We start from the raw sequence: 15,434 nt of genomic DNA, 5'->3' as shown, positions 1-15,434 counted from the left end.
CCAGTGGTGTCCTGCCGGACAGGTGCGGGTAGCTAGCGACTGCCTCGCGGCAGGTCCCGCAGGAGTCGGCCACCTTCACACACCGTGCCGTGGGCCTCGGCAACGGCCAGGCCGGGTGGCATGGCGATCTCACCGAGGATGCCCGCTGTCAGGGAAGCGGTGAGCCGGTGCCAGTCGCCTGCGTCGCGGAGCATGGCGTGTCCGCCGCGTGGCATGGAGATGCCGCCTGCCCGCGCACCCGTGCGATGAGCCCTGCGTACCAGGTCCCAAGAGTCGCGGGCGCTGGTGACGCGGTCGGCCTCGTCGTGCAGAACCACCAGGTGCTTGCCCCTGAGGTGCGTCACGGGTTCTCCCGGCGGACACCATGGGGCAAGGGCCACGACCCCGCTCACCTGGGAGTGGCCCGCCACCCGGAGAGCCGCCCGGGCGCCCATGGAGTGTCCCACCAGGACCACGGGGCTGAGCGGGGCGAGCAAGCTCAGCTCGTCCAGTGCCTCGTTCGCGTCATGGACCGGATCGGTACGGGATCCGTTCCAGCCGCGGTAGCGGTAGCGGACCGTCGCCAGCAGTACGTCACCTTTCGGCATCCTCCGGAGGATCGCGCTGCCGAACGGCCGCATGCGGGCCGCCGGCAGGTTCAACAGCGGGGGTGGCGTCAGGGCGTCCGAGCGGCCTCCGTGCAGCAACAGCACTGCTCCTCGAGGCACGGGCGGCACGACGCGTGGCCACAGGCACCGATGCCCGTCGCCATCCCGGTCGGCGCGCCTTTCCCCGAGCCCGCTCATCGGGCACCCCCGGCGCCACGCCCGGCAGACCGGTGCGGAGGGCGGGGAACGGAGCTGCTCATGCTCGGCAGGTGCCGCGCATAGCCGGGACGTCCCGCCATTGGGCCTCCAGAAGTCGCTTGCCGCCTCCCCCGAACAGGGGGACGCCCATTATCCCCGGGAGCGGGAAGGCTCGTCGGCGGGGTGGGAGGCCGGGACGCCGCCCGGACCAGCACAGCAGCACACTCAGTACTTCGTTGGTCTCCCTTGAGTCACCCCGCCGGTTCCGTTCCCGGGAAACGGCGGGACGGTCCGCTGGGCTCAGACCTGGCGGGCGCCCGGGAGGATCTGGTCGAGGACAGCGGCAGCCTGCTCCGGGTGTTCCTCCAGCCACGTGCTGAGGTGGTCCCGGACGGCCTGTCCGACGCAGCCGCGTACCGCCGTGCCGCCCAGCACGTTGGCCGTGGCGCCGAGAAACTCGGGCTGGTCCAGCTTCACCGATACGACCGCTGTCAGGCCCTCGCCGATCCGGCGGGCGCTGAGGTCGGGATCGCTCGCCGTCAGCAGCCCCTGTCGCCGCGCATACGCGTTGATCGCGGCCGCCGTTCCGTCGCGGAAGCCCTCCGCGTGCGTGCCGCCGTCGGGGGTGGGCCGGCTGTTGGCGAAGCTGCGGACCCGCTCCTCGGGAGAGGCGCGCCAGCGCAGGGCCACCTCCAGCGTCCCTGCCATGCGTGGCTCCTCTGTTTCGAAGCCGATGACGGACGGATGAGCGGGCGTTCCCGCCCCTGCGTCGAGGAAGGAGACGAAGTCCCGCGCCCCGCCCCGGAACCGGTAGCGCACGGAACGCGAAGCACCTGGTGGGCGCTCGTCGGTGAGCGAGATGTCCAGGCGGTGGTTCAGGTGCGCCAGTTCCCTGAAGCGCTCGGCCAGCACGGCATACGAACACTCGGTCGTGTCGAAGACGGCGGCGTCGGGCCGGAAGGTGATGGTGGTTCCGCTGCCGGTCGCCGACCCTACGGCGGTGAGCGGGGTGACGGCGATGCCGCGGGCGTACTCCTGCACCCAGCGCACCCCCTCGCGCCGCACCTCGGCCGTCAGACGGCTCGACAACGCGTTGGCGACGCAGAGTTCGGGCCGGCCGAAGAGACTCACGGCCGCGGCGTGACGCCCATCAGGCTCCGCCTCGGAGCACCGGGTCAGCAGGGTTTCCAGGGTGGGACCTCCGCCTGCGGCGACATCGACGGGGATGCCCGGCCCGTCGTCGGTGACACGCACGCCATCCTCCGGTGTGAGGGCGACGTCGACTGAGCCGGCACGACCCGCCAGGACCTCGTTCACCGCCCGGCCGACGACTTCGAACACCATCTGGTACAGGCCGCGCTCGCCGACCGAACCGACGTACATGCCAGGCCGCTTCCGGATGGCTTCGGGCCCCCACAGCACCTGGATGTGACTGGCCTCGTATCCCATGGCTTCGTCACTCATGAAGTTCCCCTCCGATGGTGTCCAGCAGGGCTCCTCAGCCTAGGCGATAGGCCAGAAAATGCCAGGTCAGAGCCTGTTTGGCGAAGCTGTGGACCAGCGGGTGCGTGCCTGCCCCGAGCGGACCGGCCCGAGGGGTCCGGTCAGCGCCCGGAACAAGGCCTGGCCCCCACCGAGGCCGTGTGCGGGCCGGTTCCGGGCGGTCCCCAGGTCCCCGATTCCGGCGCGTCGCCGTCACCGGGCGGCGATCGCCCGGACGGAAACCCCGAGCAACGGAACGCGTAGTGCGAGACGTCGTCCACCCGCGCAGGCGCGGCCTGGCGGCAGAACGACGGCGCGGCCGGCGGACCGGCGAACCAGCAGCACCCCGGCGATGACGACGGCCGGTACAGCGGCGGCCTCCCGGGGCCGGAGGCGCCCGGGTCGGAGCCCGGGAACGGGCCGGCGTTAATCGCTGGTGTGCGGTCCGGTGGCCCTTGTACGGTGGCACCGCGACCGCGCCTCCGATGCGCTCGGCTGCGGCTACTTCTTCTGACAACCAAGTGACGCCGCCGCCCCTTTTGATCTCGGCAGGCGCGGGCGTCTCTGCCCCGTCGGGCCTTGTGGCCGGGGCCGTCCGATCCTTTGAATCCGGGGGGATTCGCTGCCTCGTCACACCCCACGCGTCTCCAAGATCTGGTCCGAGATGCTTGTGGCCCCGCACGTTTCGGCGGCCGCCCGCTCCCTGCCCCCACCACGGCTCCACCGCGGGCTCGCCGAGCCGGACCTCCGCACCTACCAGGGTGGTCCGGCCTTCGTGCGGGAGCCCCGCGAGGAGCTCTTCCTCCTGGCGGTCGGCAACTTCGTCTCCCAGCAGACCTTTTACGAGAGTGGTGAGGAGCGGGACGACCGGTACGTCCGTCTCGTCGGTGAACTCGCCGTCCAAGACCCTGTGTGGACGGCCGGCCTGCTGGGCTGGCTCCGCGGCGAGGGCAACATGCGCACGGCGTCCCTGGTGGGCGCCGCCGCGTACGTGCGGGCCCGGCTCGAGGCCGGGGCGCAGGGAGGGCCGTCCAACCGGTCCGTGATCGACTCGGTGCTCCAGCGTGCCGACGAGCCCGGAGAGCTGCTCGCCCACTGGATCGCGGCGTACGGACGGAACGTGCCGCAGCCCGTGAAACGGGGCATCGCCGACGGCGTACGCCGGCTGTACACCTCACGGTCCCTGCTCAAGTACGACACCGCGTCCAAGGGCTTCCGCTTCGGCGACGTGCTCAACCTGGTGCATGCGTCCCCCGACCCGGACAAGCCCTGGCAGGGCGCGCTCTTCCGGTACGCCCTGGACCGGCGTCACCACCCGGAGCAGGCGGTTCCGCCGGCCTCCGACCACCTGCTGACCGCCCACCGGGCGCTGATGGAGGCGCCTGCGGACGAGCGGCGGGCGGTGGTGACCGGGCCGGGCGGCTCCGAGCGGCTGGCCGCGGCGGGCATGACGTGGGAGGCCCTGGCGGGCTGGCTCCACGGACCGATGGACGCCGCCGTCTGGGAAGCCGTGATCCCCACGATGGCGCCCATGGCGCTCCTGCGGAACCTGCGGAACTTCGACGAGGCGGGGGTCTCGGACGACGTCGCGGCCCGGGTCGCCGCGCGGCTCTCGGACGCCTCCGAGGTCGCCCGGTCGCGGCAGTTCCCCTTCCGCTACCTGGCCGCCCACCGGCACGCGCCGTCGCCGCGCTGGGCGGCCGCGCTGGAACGGGCGCTGGGCCACTCCCTGGCCAACGTACCGGCCCTGCCCGGCCGGACTCTGATCCTGGTGGACCGGTCCGACTCCATGTTCTGGGACACCGTCTCCGAGCGGTCGGAACTGACCCGGGCGGACGCGGCGGCCGTGTTCGGCACCGCGCTGGCCATGCGCGCCGAGCAGGCGGATCTGGTGGAGTTCGGCTGGCGCAGCGCAGAGGTGCCGTTCGAGCCGGGCGAGCCGGTGCTCGAGGTGCTGAAAAGGTTCCACAGCCTCGGAGGCACCCACACCACCAAGGCGGTGCGCACTCACTACCGGGAGCACGACCGGGTCCTGATCGTCACCGACGAGCAGGCCGCCCCCTACTGCCCGGGCGGGCCGGCCGAACCGGTCCCTGCCGACATCCCGGTCTACACATGGAACCTGGCGGGGTACCGGCCCGCCCACGGCCCCACGGGGCCCCACCGGCACACCTTCGGCGGCCTCGCGGACGCCGCGTTCCGGATGGTCGGCCTCATCGAGGCCGGCCGCGAGGCCGCTTGGCCCTGGACCGCTGAGCCGGCCTGACCCGGACGACACGGGCCGAGCTGACGGTCATGCGGTGCCCGGGTCGCCGCCGGTGCACCGGCCGGGCGAAGCGAACGCCCGAGGTCTCCGGCGAGGATGCGGGGGTGCCGCCACCACCGCAGGCCGGGCCGGGCAGCCTGCCTCGCGGCCGGAGCCGGGCGGGCACCGCCACCGCGGCCCTTGCGTTTGCGGTTGGCGACCCGGACAAAAGCCGCCAACTCCGCCCCGGCGATGTGAGATTTCGTGATACGTGAGAGGGTCTGGCGGGTGAGCGAGACACCACCGAACACCCTGCAATACCGCATTGACGGGCCGGAAGAGGCTCCAGTCCTGATCCTGGGTGCCTCACTGGGTACCACATGGCACATGTGGGACCGGCAGATACCCGAGCTCGCCCGCCAGTGGCGGGTCATCCGTTTCGATCTGCCCGGCCACGGCGGCGCCCCCGCCCACCCCGCGACGTCCGTCGGCGAGCTCACCGACCGGCTGCTGGCAACCCTCGACGAACTGGGCGTGCAGCGTTTCGGTTACGCCGGCTGTTCCGTCGGCGGCGCCATCGGCACCGACCTGGCGCTGCGGGCCCCGCACCGTCTCGCCTCACTCGCCCTGATCGCCTCCTCGCCCCGCTTCGGCACCGCCGACGAGTTCCGCCAGCGCGGCGTGATCGTCCGCACCAACGGCCTCGACCCGATGGCCCGCACCGCGCCCGAGCGCTGGTTCACGCCCGGCTTCGCCGCCGCCCAGCCCGCCATCGTCGAGTGGGCCGTGCAGATGGTCCGGACGACGGACGCCGGCTGCTACGTCGCCGCGTGCGAGGCGCTCGCCGCCTTCGACGTACGCGCCGACCTCGGCCGCGTGGGCGTTCCCACCCTCGTCCTGGTCGGCTCCGAGGACCGCGTCACCGGCCCCGCCGAGGCCCGCCACCTGGTCGCCGGCATCCCCGACGCCCGCCTCGCCGTGGTGCCCGGCGCCTCGCACCTCGCGCCCGTGGAGCAGCCCGCGGCCGTCACCGACCTGCTCGTACGGCACTTCTCGACCTCCTGGCAGGACACGATGACCGCGCTCGCGGCGCCGCCGGTGATCCCGGCCATCGCCGCACCGGCCGCCCCCGCCGCCACCCCCGCTCCCGCCCCGCACCCCGTGCCGCCGGTCGCGGCCCCGCCCGTGCCGCCCGCCGAGACCGCCCCGGTCCCGCCCGGAGCCGTACCGCCCGGTGTCGCGGTACCGCCCGGCGGCGCCGTAGCACCCGGCGCCGTTCCCTCCGCCGTCGTCCACGCCGCCGCGCCGACCGCGGCCGCCCCCGCCCCGGCCGGGCGGCCCGATCCGTACGACGCGGGCATGAAGGTGCGGCGCGAGGTCCTGGGCGACGCCCATGTCGACCGGGCCATGGATGCCGCCGACGACTTCACCGGCGACTTCCAGGAGCTGATCACCCGCTACGCCTGGGGCGAGGTGTGGACCCGCGACGGGCTGGACCGCAGGATGCGCAGCGCCGTCACCCTGACCGCCCTGGTCGCCGGCGGACACCTGGACGAGCTGGCCTTCCACACCCGCGCCGCCCTCCGCAACGGCATGTCGCCCGCAGAGATCAAGGAAGTACTGCTCCAGACGGCGATCTACTGCGGCGTCCCGGCCGCGAACTCGGCCTTCAAGGTCGCCCAGAAGGTGATCCTGGAGGAGACCACACCGGACGTGTGAAGCGCGAAGGGGAGGAAGCCCTGATGAAGCTGACCAAGAAGACCCACGCCTGCATCCGGCTGGAGAAGGGCGGGCGGACGCTCGTCGTCGACCCCGGGGGGTTCAGCGAACAGGACGCGGCTCTCGGCGCCGACGCCATCCTGGTCACCCACGAGCACCCCGACCACTTCGACGAGGGGCGGCTGCGCGCCGCCCTGGAGGCCGATCCGGGCGCCGAGATCTGGACCCTGCGCAGCGTCGCGGAGAAGATCTCGGCGGCCTTCCCCGGCCGGGTCCACACGGTGGGCCACGGCGACACGTTCACCGCGGCCGGGTTCGACGTCCAGGTGCACGGCGAACTGCACGCGGTCATCCACCCGGACATCCCCCGGATCACCAACATCGGCTTCCTGGTCGACGGGTCCCTCTTCCACCCCGGCGACGCGCTCACCGTCCCCGACCACCCCGTCGAGACGCTGATGCTCCCGGTGATGGCCCCCTGGAGCAAGATCTCCGAGGTCATCGACTACGTACGCGAGGTGAAGCCGCGGCGCGCCATCGACATCCACGACGCGCTGCTCACCGACCTGGCCCGGCCGATCTACGACCGCCAGATCGGCGGGCTGGGCGGCACGGACCACGGCCGGCTGACACCCGGGGACGCCAGGGACCTCTGACGGCCGGCTCCGGCTGTCAGAGGCCCCCGTTAGGCTGTGGGACATGCGCATCGCCACCTGGAACGTCAATTCGATCACCGCCCGGCTGCCCCGGCTGCTGGCCTGGCTGGAGAGCAGCGGTACGGACGTGCTGTGCGTCCAGGAGACCAAGTGCACCGCAGAGCAGTTCCCCACCGACGAGCTGCGCGAGCTCGGGTACGCCTCGTCGGTGCACGCCACCGGCCGGTGGAACGGCGTGGCCCTGGTCTCCCGGGTCGGCCTGGAGGAGGTCGTCCACGGCCTGCCGGGCGGGCCGGAGTACGACGGCGCGGCCGAGCCGCGGGCCATCTCCGCGACCTGCGGCCCCGTCCGGGTCTGGTCGGTGTACGTGCCGAACGGCCGTGAGGTGGTCCACGAGCACTACGCCTACAAGCTGCGCTGGCTGGAGGCGCTCAAGAGCGCGGTCGCCGACGACGCCGCGGGCCCCCGCCCCTTCGCGGTGCTCGGTGACTTCAACATCGCGCCGACCGACGACGACGTCTTCGACCGCGCCTTCTTCGAGGGCTCCACGCATGTCACCGAGCCGGAGCGCGCCGCGCTCGCCGGGCTGCGCGACACCGGGCTGACCGACGTGGTGCCGCGCCCGCTGAAGTACGACCATCCGTTCACCTACTGGGACTACCGCCAGCTGTGCTTCCCCAAGAACCGGGGCATGCGCATCGACCTGGTGTACGGCAACAAGCCGTTCGCCGAGGCGGTCAAGGACAGTTACGTCGACCGCGAGGAGCGCAAGGGCAAGGGAGCCTCCGACCACGCCCCGGTCGTCGTCGACCTGGACGTCTAGCGCGCGCCCTGTAGTGCGCCCGGTGGGTTCGGTGCGACGCTGGGCGGTATGAACATCCCTTTCCTGGACGCCTGGCGTAAACGGCACGGCGGCGGGCCCGCCGCCTCTGCGGTGGAGCGCGTCCCGAAGGGCAGCGACCCGGAAGGTGTGGCCGACATGCTCGCCGAGTGTGATCTGCTGCGCGCCCGGGTGCAGGGGTTCGGGGTCCAACTGGATGACACCCCCCGGTCCTTGGAGGCCATCGACCAGCTCCCGCCGCGCTGGCGGGACGACCCCGAGGAACTGCCCTGGCTGGGCAACGACGCCGGTCTGTACCTCGGTACGGTCATCGTACGGACGGTGCCGGGCGCGCATTGGCACCTGGCGCCTGGCGGCCACCCGGTCGTGCGGCTGGTGTCGGGCCGGGAGATCCATGTCGTCGAGGCCGGTCTGGACTGGGCGATCAGCGGTTCTCCCGAGCTGTCCCAGGTGTACGCGGAGGCGGCGGAGGGATAGCACCGGGTGGGGTGGTTATACGGCTTATGCCCCCTTTATGCGTGTCGAGGACGTGAAGTCCCTTTTCGGGCTGGATAGTTTGCGCTGACCTCAACACAGCCAAACATGGGCAGGACACCGTATGGCCGTCGATCCGTTGATCGAGCTGCGTGACGTCAACAAGGACCACGGGAAGGTGGACGCCGCTGCCGGGGGCCCCTCCGCGCCGAGATAGGGCGCGGAGGGAACACGGCGGCGAGTCGGGGTGCCGACAGACCCGATGGGCCAGGCCCGCCCGGCAGCGGCCGGAGATCACTTCTCGCGCAGCGGGACCGACACGTACGACGGGTCGGACGACGGCGAGGAGAAGGTCAGCCGCGCGCCGGACGGGTTGTGCTCGATGTACAGCGGGTCGACGGTGTCGACGACCAGGGCGAGCCGGTGGCCGGCCGGCACGTCGTAGGAGGTGGAGAACAGCTCCAGGTCCACGGCGAACGGCCGGCCCGGTGTCTTTCCGTGGAATGTGTAGGGGGCGCTGCTGACCAGCTTGCCGACGCCGAGCGGGCCCACGTCGTAGAGGTACGCGACGAGGGTGCCGCTCGACTCGTTGCTGGTGACCGTGGTGTGGAGCTTCGCCGTACCGCGGACGCGCTGGACGGAGTCGTACCGCTCGGACTGCCAGACGGCCGCGAAGGAGCGGGGGAGGAGCGGGATGGAGGCCATCGGGGGCAGCTTCAGGAACTGGTCGAGGGCGTTGGAGAGCATGACGACGCCGCCGTTGGCGCCCGAGTCGATGTTCGCGTACACCTTCTGCGCGTCGGCGAGGGCGATCTTCCGCTCGTTCGCGCCGACCGACTTCCAGTCGGGGTAGCCCTCGTAGCCGCCGCCGGTGCGGGACTTGAGCTGGACCGGCTGCTCGCGGTCGATGCCGTTGTCGGCGCCCTTGAGGTGGTGGTCGAACCAGCGGTGGGCGTTGGTCCAGGTGTCGTTGGGCAGGCCGAGCAGGCCGGTCGCCTCGGCGGTGGCGTGGTCGCCGGGGCGGAACTCCAGGCGCTTGGGCCCGGTGAGCTTCTCGTAGAAGGAGGCGTACTGGTTGGGCGGGAAGATGGTGTCGCCCCAGGCGTTGCCGAGCATGATGGCGGCGCCGTTGGCGTTGATCTTCTCCAGCTGGAAGGCGGGGGAGCGCTTGGCGCCCCACGCGATCATCTCCTCCTCCTTGTCGAGGTCGGAGGCGAGGAAATCCTTGAGGGTCTGCTGGAGTTCGGCGCTCGGACGGCCGGTGAGGTAGCCGGTGCCGCCCAGCATCGCGGCGGCCTGGAGGTGCTGGGTGCGGCCGCTGTAGATGGAGTCGATGAGGTCGGCCCAGCCGCTCATCGCGACGACCGCCTTGATCCGCTTGTCGTGCCCGGCGGCGAGCAGGCTGATGCCGGCGCCGTAGCTGACACCCGCCATGCCGATCCGCTCGGGGTCGGCGGGGGTGTTGGCCAGCGCCCAGTCGATGACCTTGGAGGCGTCGGCGACGTCCGGCGGGCCGGCGACCTCGATGTGGCCGCCGGACTGCCAGAAACCGCGGGAGTTGTAGCTGACGACGACGTATCCGGCGTCGGCGAGCTTCTGCGCCTGGGCGAGGTACTCGATCTGCGGCATGGACCAGCTGGTGGGCAGCACGATCACCGGGTAGCGGCGGGTGCCGTCGGAGTTCGCCGGGGTGACGACATTGGCCTTGAGTACGGTGCCGCCGTCACCGGCGATGTCGACGAACCGTATACCGCCGCTCGTCCCGGTGGCGGCGGCGGTGGGGGCGAACCCCAGGGCCGTTCCGGCCAGCAGGGCGGCCGAAACGGCGCCGGTCGTCGTCGTACGCACGGATGCACGCAGGGCTGTGCGCGGTTTTCCCACGGTTCGTTCCCCCATCGCTGTGTCAACGCTTGAAAGGTGAACCGAAGGAAAGCACGGGTCGCTTACCGGAGGTAACCCATCGGTAAGTTACGCACCGGTAACGATTATTGGACGACGTGTCAACGAAGGGCGCTCTTCGCCTGCCAGTCCGTCCACGACAGGTTCCACTCGCCGTACCCGTTGTTCAGCGCCTGCGTGCCCTTGGCGTCGCCGCCCTCCACCTCGAACGGGTCGCCCACCTGCACCTGGTCGTACACCCACCGGGCGTCCGGGGTGTCCATGCCGAGGCAGCCGGAGCTCTTGTTGGCGTTACCCATGTAGCGGGCGTTCCAGGGCGCGGCGTGCGCGTACATCCCGGACCAGGTCAACCGCATCGAGTAGTCGACCATCTTGTCGTACGCGTCGCCCAGGCCGACCGTCTCGGAGCGCATGTTGATCGTGCCCTCCTTCGACATCAGCACGGTCTTCCCCCGCCACGACGCCTTGTCACCACCCGGCGTACCGCCCGACATCGGGATGTCCTTGACCTCCTGTCCGTCCCGCACCAGCTTCAGCCGGTGGTTGTCCAGGTCGACCTTGACCAGCTGGTTCTTTCCTATGGTCACGTTGGTCGTGTAGTCGCGGACGAACCAGCCGCCCTCGCCCGAGTCGATGCCGTTCAGCTCGGCCTGGAGCGTGACCTTGGTGCCGGGCTTCCAGTACTCCTTGGGCCGCCAGTCGACCCGGTCCTTGCCCGACCAGTCCTCCATCCAGCCCCACGAGCCGACCGTGTTGTTCGAGGTCGTCACCTTGAGCTGCCTCTCGACCTCGGCCCTGTTCTTCACCGGGTGGTCGAAGACGATCGACAGCGGGTGGGCGATACCGACCGTGGTGTTCTTGCCGGGGGCCAGCGTCAGCTTGTTCACCTTGCCGGGTGCGGCCGTGGCGAAGTCGGCCTTGGCCGTGCCGCCGTCCGTGGAACGCGCCTCGACGGTGTACCCGGTGCCGGGGGCGGCCTTGCGGGCGGAGGTCCAGGTGCGGCCGTCGGCCGAGACGGTGCCGTGGAGCGTGGCGCCCTTGGAGTCGGTGACCGTGACCTGCTGGAGCCTGCCCTCGGCGAGCGTCACCTTCACCGGCCGGCCGGCCTTGGCCTGCTTGCCGGACAGGTTCACCGAGATCCGGGTGCCCGGCCTGGTGTCCTTGCCGTCGGCCTTCGCGGTCCCCGAGCCGCCCGAGCACGCGGTCAGGGCGGCCGCGGCGAGGACCGCGGTGCCGGCCAGAGCGGCGGTGCGGAAGGGATGGCGCGGGCGTGTGCGGGTCACCTGGAAAACCTCCGATGCGATCTTTCGTCCCCCGGTGAGAGGGCGAGCGGAGGCCCCGGGTTGCCTGCGGGGTGCCGGAAATTTCCGGCCGTGCCGGATTGGGGTGCTAGCCGGCCTCCGCCACCGGTGCCGACCGCGCGGTACGGGTCACATCCGCGACCAGCTCGACGACGTCGGGCCCGTACGCCTCCGAGTTGACCACCTTCAGCAGCAGCACGAACGACCCACCGGTCCCGTACTTGCGGGCCAGCTTCTCGTGGTGCCGGACCAAGTAGCGGGTGGCCGCCTGGTTGGTTATCGCGCGCTGCCCGCAGAAGAGGAACACGGGCCGGGCGCCCTCACCGGCGGTGAGCCGGGCGAGGAGGGCGTACTCGGACGACCCCCCGTCCACCGGATAGAGCTCGGAACCGATGGTGAAGGCACCGCGCTCCGGGCTCGGGTCCACGTCCACATTGACGTGCACTCCCGGAAGCAACGTCCGCAGGTGCGCCTCCATCCGCCTGTTGGAAGACGGCCCGCCGAGGCAGAATTCGGTGCGCTCGCCGAAGCCCTGCTGCGCCACGTCGTGCGGCACGATCCGCGCGTGGGCGCCGCAGTCCTTGATGAGGGCCGCAAGTTCCAGCAGGGCGAAGACGTCGTAGCGGCGGACCGCGCCGTCGCTGCCCGCGTCGCGGTTGACCACCAGCAGGCACTCGGCGTTCCCCGGCAGCCCGAAGAAGGCCTGCTTGCGGCGGAGCCTGCGGCGCCACAGGGCGGTACGGGCGATCCAGCCGAGCGACGCGCTGACCCCGGTGGCGATCACGCCGAGCGCGATGTTGAGCAGGTCTTCATACATGGGCGCGCATGGTAGCGGGGGAGCGGAACGTTGTTCGAGGCGGTCCTGGCAAGGGGCTGCCGGCGAAGTTAGGCTGCGCGGACGGTCGTTGACTGGAGGTACGGATGCGTCGGTCCCACGTACGTAACGTCTCGCTCGCCGCTGTCGCCGCCACGGTCCTCTCGGTCGGGGCCGCGGCGCCCCCGCCCACACCACGGACGACGCCCGACAAGGAACCCGTGGCGGTCGGTTACGGCGGCGCCGTCGCGAGCGTGGACCCCGACGCCTCGGCCGCCGGTATCGAGGTACTGCGGCGCGGCGGCAACGCGGTGGACGCGGCGGTCGCCACGGCCGCGGCGCTCGGCGTCACCGAGCCGTACTCGGCGGGCATCGGCGGCGGTGGCTACTTCGTGTACTACGACGCCAAGACGCGCAAGGTGCACACCGTCGACGGTCGCGAGACGGCTCCCCTCTCCGCGGACGAGTCGCTCTTCCTCGGCGAGGACGGCAAGCCCCTCCCCTTCGAGGAGGCCATGACCAGCGGGCTGAGCGTCGGGACCCCGGGCACGCCCGCCACGTGGGACACCGCACTCGACGCCTGGGGCAGCAAGTCGCTGCGGGACCTGCTCAAGCCGGCCGAACGGCTGGCCCGGGACGGCTTCACCGTCGACGCCACGTTCCGCGCCCAGACCGCCGCCAACGAAGCCCGGTTCCGGGACTTCCCGGCCTCCGCCGAGCTGTTCCTGCCGGGCGGGCGCCTGCCCGTCGTCGGTTCGGTCATCAAGAACCCGGACCTCGCGCGTACGTACGAGAAACTCGGCCGCCACGGCGCCGGGGCCCTGTACAAGGGCGAGCTGGCCCGGGACATCGTCCGTACCGTCCAGGACCCGCCCGTCCGGGAGGGCGCCACCCGCAACGTCCGCTCCGGCGACCTGACGGAGCGTGACCTGGCCCGGTACGAGACGGTGTGGCGCAAGCCGACGAAGATGTCGTACCGCGGCCTCGACGTCTACGGCATGGCGCCCTCCTCGTCCGGTGGCACGACCGTGGGTGAGGCGCTCAACATCCTGGAGCGCACCGACCTGTCGTCCCTGTCCAAGGCCCAGTACCTGCACCGGTTCATCGAGGCCAGCCGGGTGGCGTTCGCCGACCGCGGCCGCTGGGTCGGCGACCCGGCCTTCGAGGACGTCCCGGTCAAGGGCCTGCTGTCGCAGCGCTTCGCCGACTCGCGCGCCTGCCTGATCCGCGACGACGCGGTCCTCACCAGCCCGCTCGCACCCGGCGACCCGCGCGACCCGCGGCCGTGCGCGGCGGGCGGCAAGGCCGCGCCGACGACGTACGAGGGTGAGAACACCACGCACCTGACCGCGTCCGACAAGTGGGGCAACGTCGTCGCGTACACCCTGACCATCGAGTCGACCGGCGGCAGCGGCATCACCGTGCCGGGGCGGGGCTTCCTGCTCAACAACGAGCTGACCGACTTCTCCTTCGCGCCCGCCAACCCCGCGGTCCACGACCCGAACCTCCCCGGCCCCGGCAAGCGCCCCCGCTCCTCCATGTCGCCCACCATCGTCCTCGACGCCCACGCCCGCCCGGTCCTCGCCCTGGGCTCCCCGGGCGGCGCGACCATCATCACCACCGTGCTCCAGACCCTGACCGGCGTCGTGGACCGCGACCTCCCGCTCGTCGAGGCGATCGCCGCCCCCCGCGCCAGCCAGCGCAACCAGACGACCACGGAACTCGAACCGGCCCTCTACAACAGCCCGTTGCGCGCGAAGCTGGAAGCCCTGGGCCACGCCTTCCGCCAGAACCCCGAGATCGGCGCCGCGACCGGCGTCCAGCGCCTCCCGGACGGTCGCTGGCTCGCCGCCGCCGAGACGACCCGCCGTGGCGGCGGCTCGGCCATGGTGGTCCACCCGGCCGGCAGGCCGTAGCCCCGACGCGCCTTCCGGCGGCCCGGGCCCGTCGGCGAAGATGAGGCTGTCAGCACCAGGCACGAGCAGTGAACGAGGAGCGTCCACGCAGATGGCCACGTCCGGTCCCGGAACCAGGCCGCCCACGATCGCCGACGTGGCCCGGGCCGCGTCGGTGTCGCGGACGACCGTGTCGCACGCCCTGAACGGGATCGGCAAGGTCGACCCCCGGACCCGGGAGCGGATCAAGAAGGTCGCCGCCGAGCTCGGCTACCGGCCCAACCTGCGGGCGCAGCGGCTGCGTCGCGGTGAGGCGAAGGCCATCGCGCTCGCCTCGTCCATGCCGTTCGCGGTGGCCGGCGGGCCGTCCCGGCTCGGGTTCTACATGGAGGTCGCCGCCGCGGCCGCCGAGCGGGCCCTGCTGCACGGGTACGCCCTCGTGCTCGTACCGCCCGTGCAGTCCGGTTCGGCGCTGTACTCGGTGGACATCGACGGCGCCATCGTCGTCGAGCCCGACCGGGACGACGTCGCCGTGGCGCAGCTCCACGAGCGGGGACTGCCGTACGTGGCGCTCGGGCGCCCCACGGCGGAAGGGGACGACGCCGCGTACGTCGACCTGCGCGGCGGCCTCGTCGTCGACCTGCTCCTCGCCCACCTGCGCGAGCAGGGCGCCCGGCACCCGGCGCTGCTCATCGGAGGCGGGTCACGGCACTCCGCCGTCGACGCCCGCGCCGCGTATCTGCGCGCCGCGGCCGAGCACGGCTGGGCGCCCATCGTCACCACGGCACGCGAGGAGGGCGGCGAGCAGGCCGGGTACGACGCCTGCGCCGCCCTGCTCGCCGACCACCCGGACGTGGACGCCGTCTGCGCGCTCGTGGACGCCTTCGCGGTCGGCGCCGTCCGCGCGATCCACGACAGCGGCCGCCGCATCCCGGACGACATCATGGTCGTCACCCGCTACGACGGACTGCGCGCCCGGACCTGCGAGCCGCCGCTCACCGCCGTCGACCTGCACCTGGACCAGGCCGCCGCCGACGCCGTGGAGCTGCTGCTCGGCCGGCTGCGCGGCGAGGCGACCGCGCCCCTGGCCACCGCGCCGGAACCGCGCGTCGTCCCCCGGGCCTCGTCGCTGCGTGCCACGGCACGGGCGGACGCGCCCCCGGGATGAGCCCGCCCCGGTGGCGGGCGCGGCTCATACCGGCGTACGGCACGGGCGAAGCGGCCCCCGGGGCGTGCCGGACCGGGGGTGAGCCCGGCCGGTCGTGAGCCCGTCCGGGGCCTGCCCGACCGGCGTGAGCTCGGCCGGTCGTGAGCCCGACCCGG

At 72.2% G+C, this 15,434-nt stretch carries 12 protein-coding genes; 7 read left to right on the top strand and 5 right to left on the bottom strand.

The window, feature by feature from the left end:
- Nucleotides 1-32: 32 nt before the first annotated feature.
- Both ABT360_RS11705 and ABT360_RS11700 read right to left on the bottom strand, forming a co-directional pair.
- The gene (locus ABT360_RS11705; RefSeq protein ID WP_444852221.1) at nt 33-692 is read right to left on the bottom strand and encodes an alpha/beta fold hydrolase; all 660 of its coding nucleotides are present in this window, start codon (nt 690-692) and stop codon (nt 33-35) included.
- 393 nt (nt 693-1,085) lie between these two features.
- Nucleotides 1,086-2,249, bottom strand: coding sequence for an ATP-binding protein (locus ABT360_RS11700; protein ID WP_351813961.1), 1,164 nt, complete (start codon nt 2,247-2,249; stop codon nt 1,086-1,088).
- Between the two features lie 682 nt (nt 2,250-2,931).
- Here ABT360_RS11700 and ABT360_RS11695 point away from each other — a divergent pair.
- The 5 genes from ABT360_RS11695 to ABT360_RS11675 all read left to right on the top strand — a co-directional run bounded on the left by ABT360_RS11695 (nt 2,932) and on the right by ABT360_RS11675 (nt 8,205).
- Nucleotides 2,932-4,533, top strand: coding sequence for a TROVE domain-containing protein (locus tag ABT360_RS11695; protein WP_351813959.1), 1,602 nt, complete (start codon nt 2,932-2,934; stop codon nt 4,531-4,533).
- Between the two features lie 267 nt (nt 4,534-4,800).
- Nucleotides 4,801-6,231: a bifunctional 3-oxoadipate enol-lactonase/4-carboxymuconolactone decarboxylase PcaDC gene (gene pcaDC / locus ABT360_RS11690; RefSeq protein WP_351813957.1), complete on the top strand. Its 1,431-nt coding sequence runs from the start codon at nt 4,801-4,803 to the stop codon at nt 6,229-6,231.
- 23 nt (nt 6,232-6,254) lie between these two features.
- A complete protein-coding gene (locus ABT360_RS11685) occupies nt 6,255-6,887 on the top strand; it encodes an MBL fold metallo-hydrolase (RefSeq protein ID WP_351813955.1) in 633 nt (210 codons plus the stop codon).
- Nucleotides 6,888-6,930: 43 nt separating this feature from the next.
- Nucleotides 6,931-7,710, top strand: a complete 780-nt coding sequence (locus tag ABT360_RS11680; RefSeq protein WP_351813953.1) for an exodeoxyribonuclease III — start codon at nt 6,931-6,933, stop codon at nt 7,708-7,710.
- Between the two features lie 48 nt (nt 7,711-7,758).
- Entirely contained in the window at nt 7,759-8,205 is a 447-nt protein-coding gene (locus ABT360_RS11675) for a DUF6278 family protein (RefSeq protein WP_351813952.1), read from the top strand.
- 291 nt (nt 8,206-8,496) lie between these two features.
- Here the strand turns inward: ABT360_RS11675 and ABT360_RS11670 are convergent, their stop codons facing one another.
- From ABT360_RS11670 to ABT360_RS11660, 3 genes are all read right to left on the bottom strand, one after another.
- Nucleotides 8,497-10,098 carry an alpha/beta fold hydrolase gene (locus tag ABT360_RS11670; RefSeq protein ID WP_351813950.1) on the bottom strand — a complete coding sequence of 534 codons (1,602 nt, stop codon included), beginning with the start codon at nt 10,096-10,098 and terminating at the stop codon, nt 8,497-8,499.
- A gap of 104 nt (nt 10,099-10,202) precedes the next feature.
- Nucleotides 10,203-11,384, bottom strand: coding sequence for a L,D-transpeptidase (locus ABT360_RS11665; protein ID WP_351813948.1), 1,182 nt, complete (start codon nt 11,382-11,384; stop codon nt 10,203-10,205).
- A gap of 106 nt (nt 11,385-11,490) precedes the next feature.
- Nucleotides 11,491-12,219, bottom strand: a complete 729-nt coding sequence (locus tag ABT360_RS11660) for a hypothetical protein (protein WP_351813946.1) — start codon at nt 12,217-12,219, stop codon at nt 11,491-11,493.
- A 104-nt stretch (nt 12,220-12,323) separates the two neighbouring features.
- Here ABT360_RS11660 and ggt point away from each other — a divergent pair, with 104 nt between their 5' ends.
- Together ggt and ABT360_RS11650 are read left to right on the top strand one after the other, a co-directional pair.
- Nucleotides 12,324-14,132, top strand: a complete 1,809-nt coding sequence (gene ggt / locus ABT360_RS11655) for a gamma-glutamyltransferase (protein ID WP_351813944.1) — start codon at nt 12,324-12,326, stop codon at nt 14,130-14,132.
- A 91-nt stretch (nt 14,133-14,223) separates the two neighbouring features.
- The gene (locus tag ABT360_RS11650; RefSeq protein ID WP_351813942.1) at nt 14,224-15,279 is read left to right on the top strand and encodes a LacI family DNA-binding transcriptional regulator; all 1,056 of its coding nucleotides are present in this window, start codon (nt 14,224-14,226) and stop codon (nt 15,277-15,279) included.
- Nucleotides 15,280-15,434 lie beyond the last annotated feature (155 nt).

Origin of the sequence: Streptomyces sp. NPDC000229 (assembly GCF_040300825.1) — a bacterium.
In the GTDB taxonomy this organism is placed as follows: Bacteria; Actinomycetota; Actinomycetes; order Streptomycetales; family Streptomycetaceae; genus Streptomyces.
This window is presented reverse-complemented; position numbering and strand designations above follow the sequence as displayed.

Excerpts from the sequence above, each read along its gene's own strand:
- ABT360_RS11700 (WP_351813961.1), bottom strand. The coding sequence starts at position 2,249 with ATGAGTGACGAAGCCATGGGATACGAGGCCAGTCACATCCAGGTGCTG.
- ABT360_RS11695 (WP_351813959.1), top strand. The coding sequence starts at position 2,932 with ATGCTTGTGGCCCCGCACGTTTCGGCGGCCGCCCGCTCCCTGCCCCCA.
- ABT360_RS11685 (WP_351813955.1), top strand. The coding sequence starts at position 6,255 with ATGAAGCTGACCAAGAAGACCCACGCCTGCATCCGGCTGGAGAAGGGC.
- ABT360_RS11680 (WP_351813953.1), top strand. The coding sequence starts at position 6,931 with ATGCGCATCGCCACCTGGAACGTCAATTCGATCACCGCCCGGCTGCCC.
- ABT360_RS11675 (WP_351813952.1), top strand. The coding sequence starts at position 7,759 with ATGAACATCCCTTTCCTGGACGCCTGGCGTAAACGGCACGGCGGCGGG.
- ABT360_RS11670 (WP_351813950.1), bottom strand. The coding sequence starts at position 10,098 with ATGGGGGAACGAACCGTGGGAAAACCGCGCACAGCCCTGCGTGCATCC.
- ABT360_RS11660 (WP_351813946.1), bottom strand. The coding sequence starts at position 12,219 with ATGTATGAAGACCTGCTCAACATCGCGCTCGGCGTGATCGCCACCGGG.
- ggt (WP_351813944.1), top strand. The coding sequence starts at position 12,324 with ATGCGTCGGTCCCACGTACGTAACGTCTCGCTCGCCGCTGTCGCCGCC.
- ABT360_RS11650 (WP_351813942.1), top strand. The coding sequence starts at position 14,224 with ATGGCCACGTCCGGTCCCGGAACCAGGCCGCCCACGATCGCCGACGTG.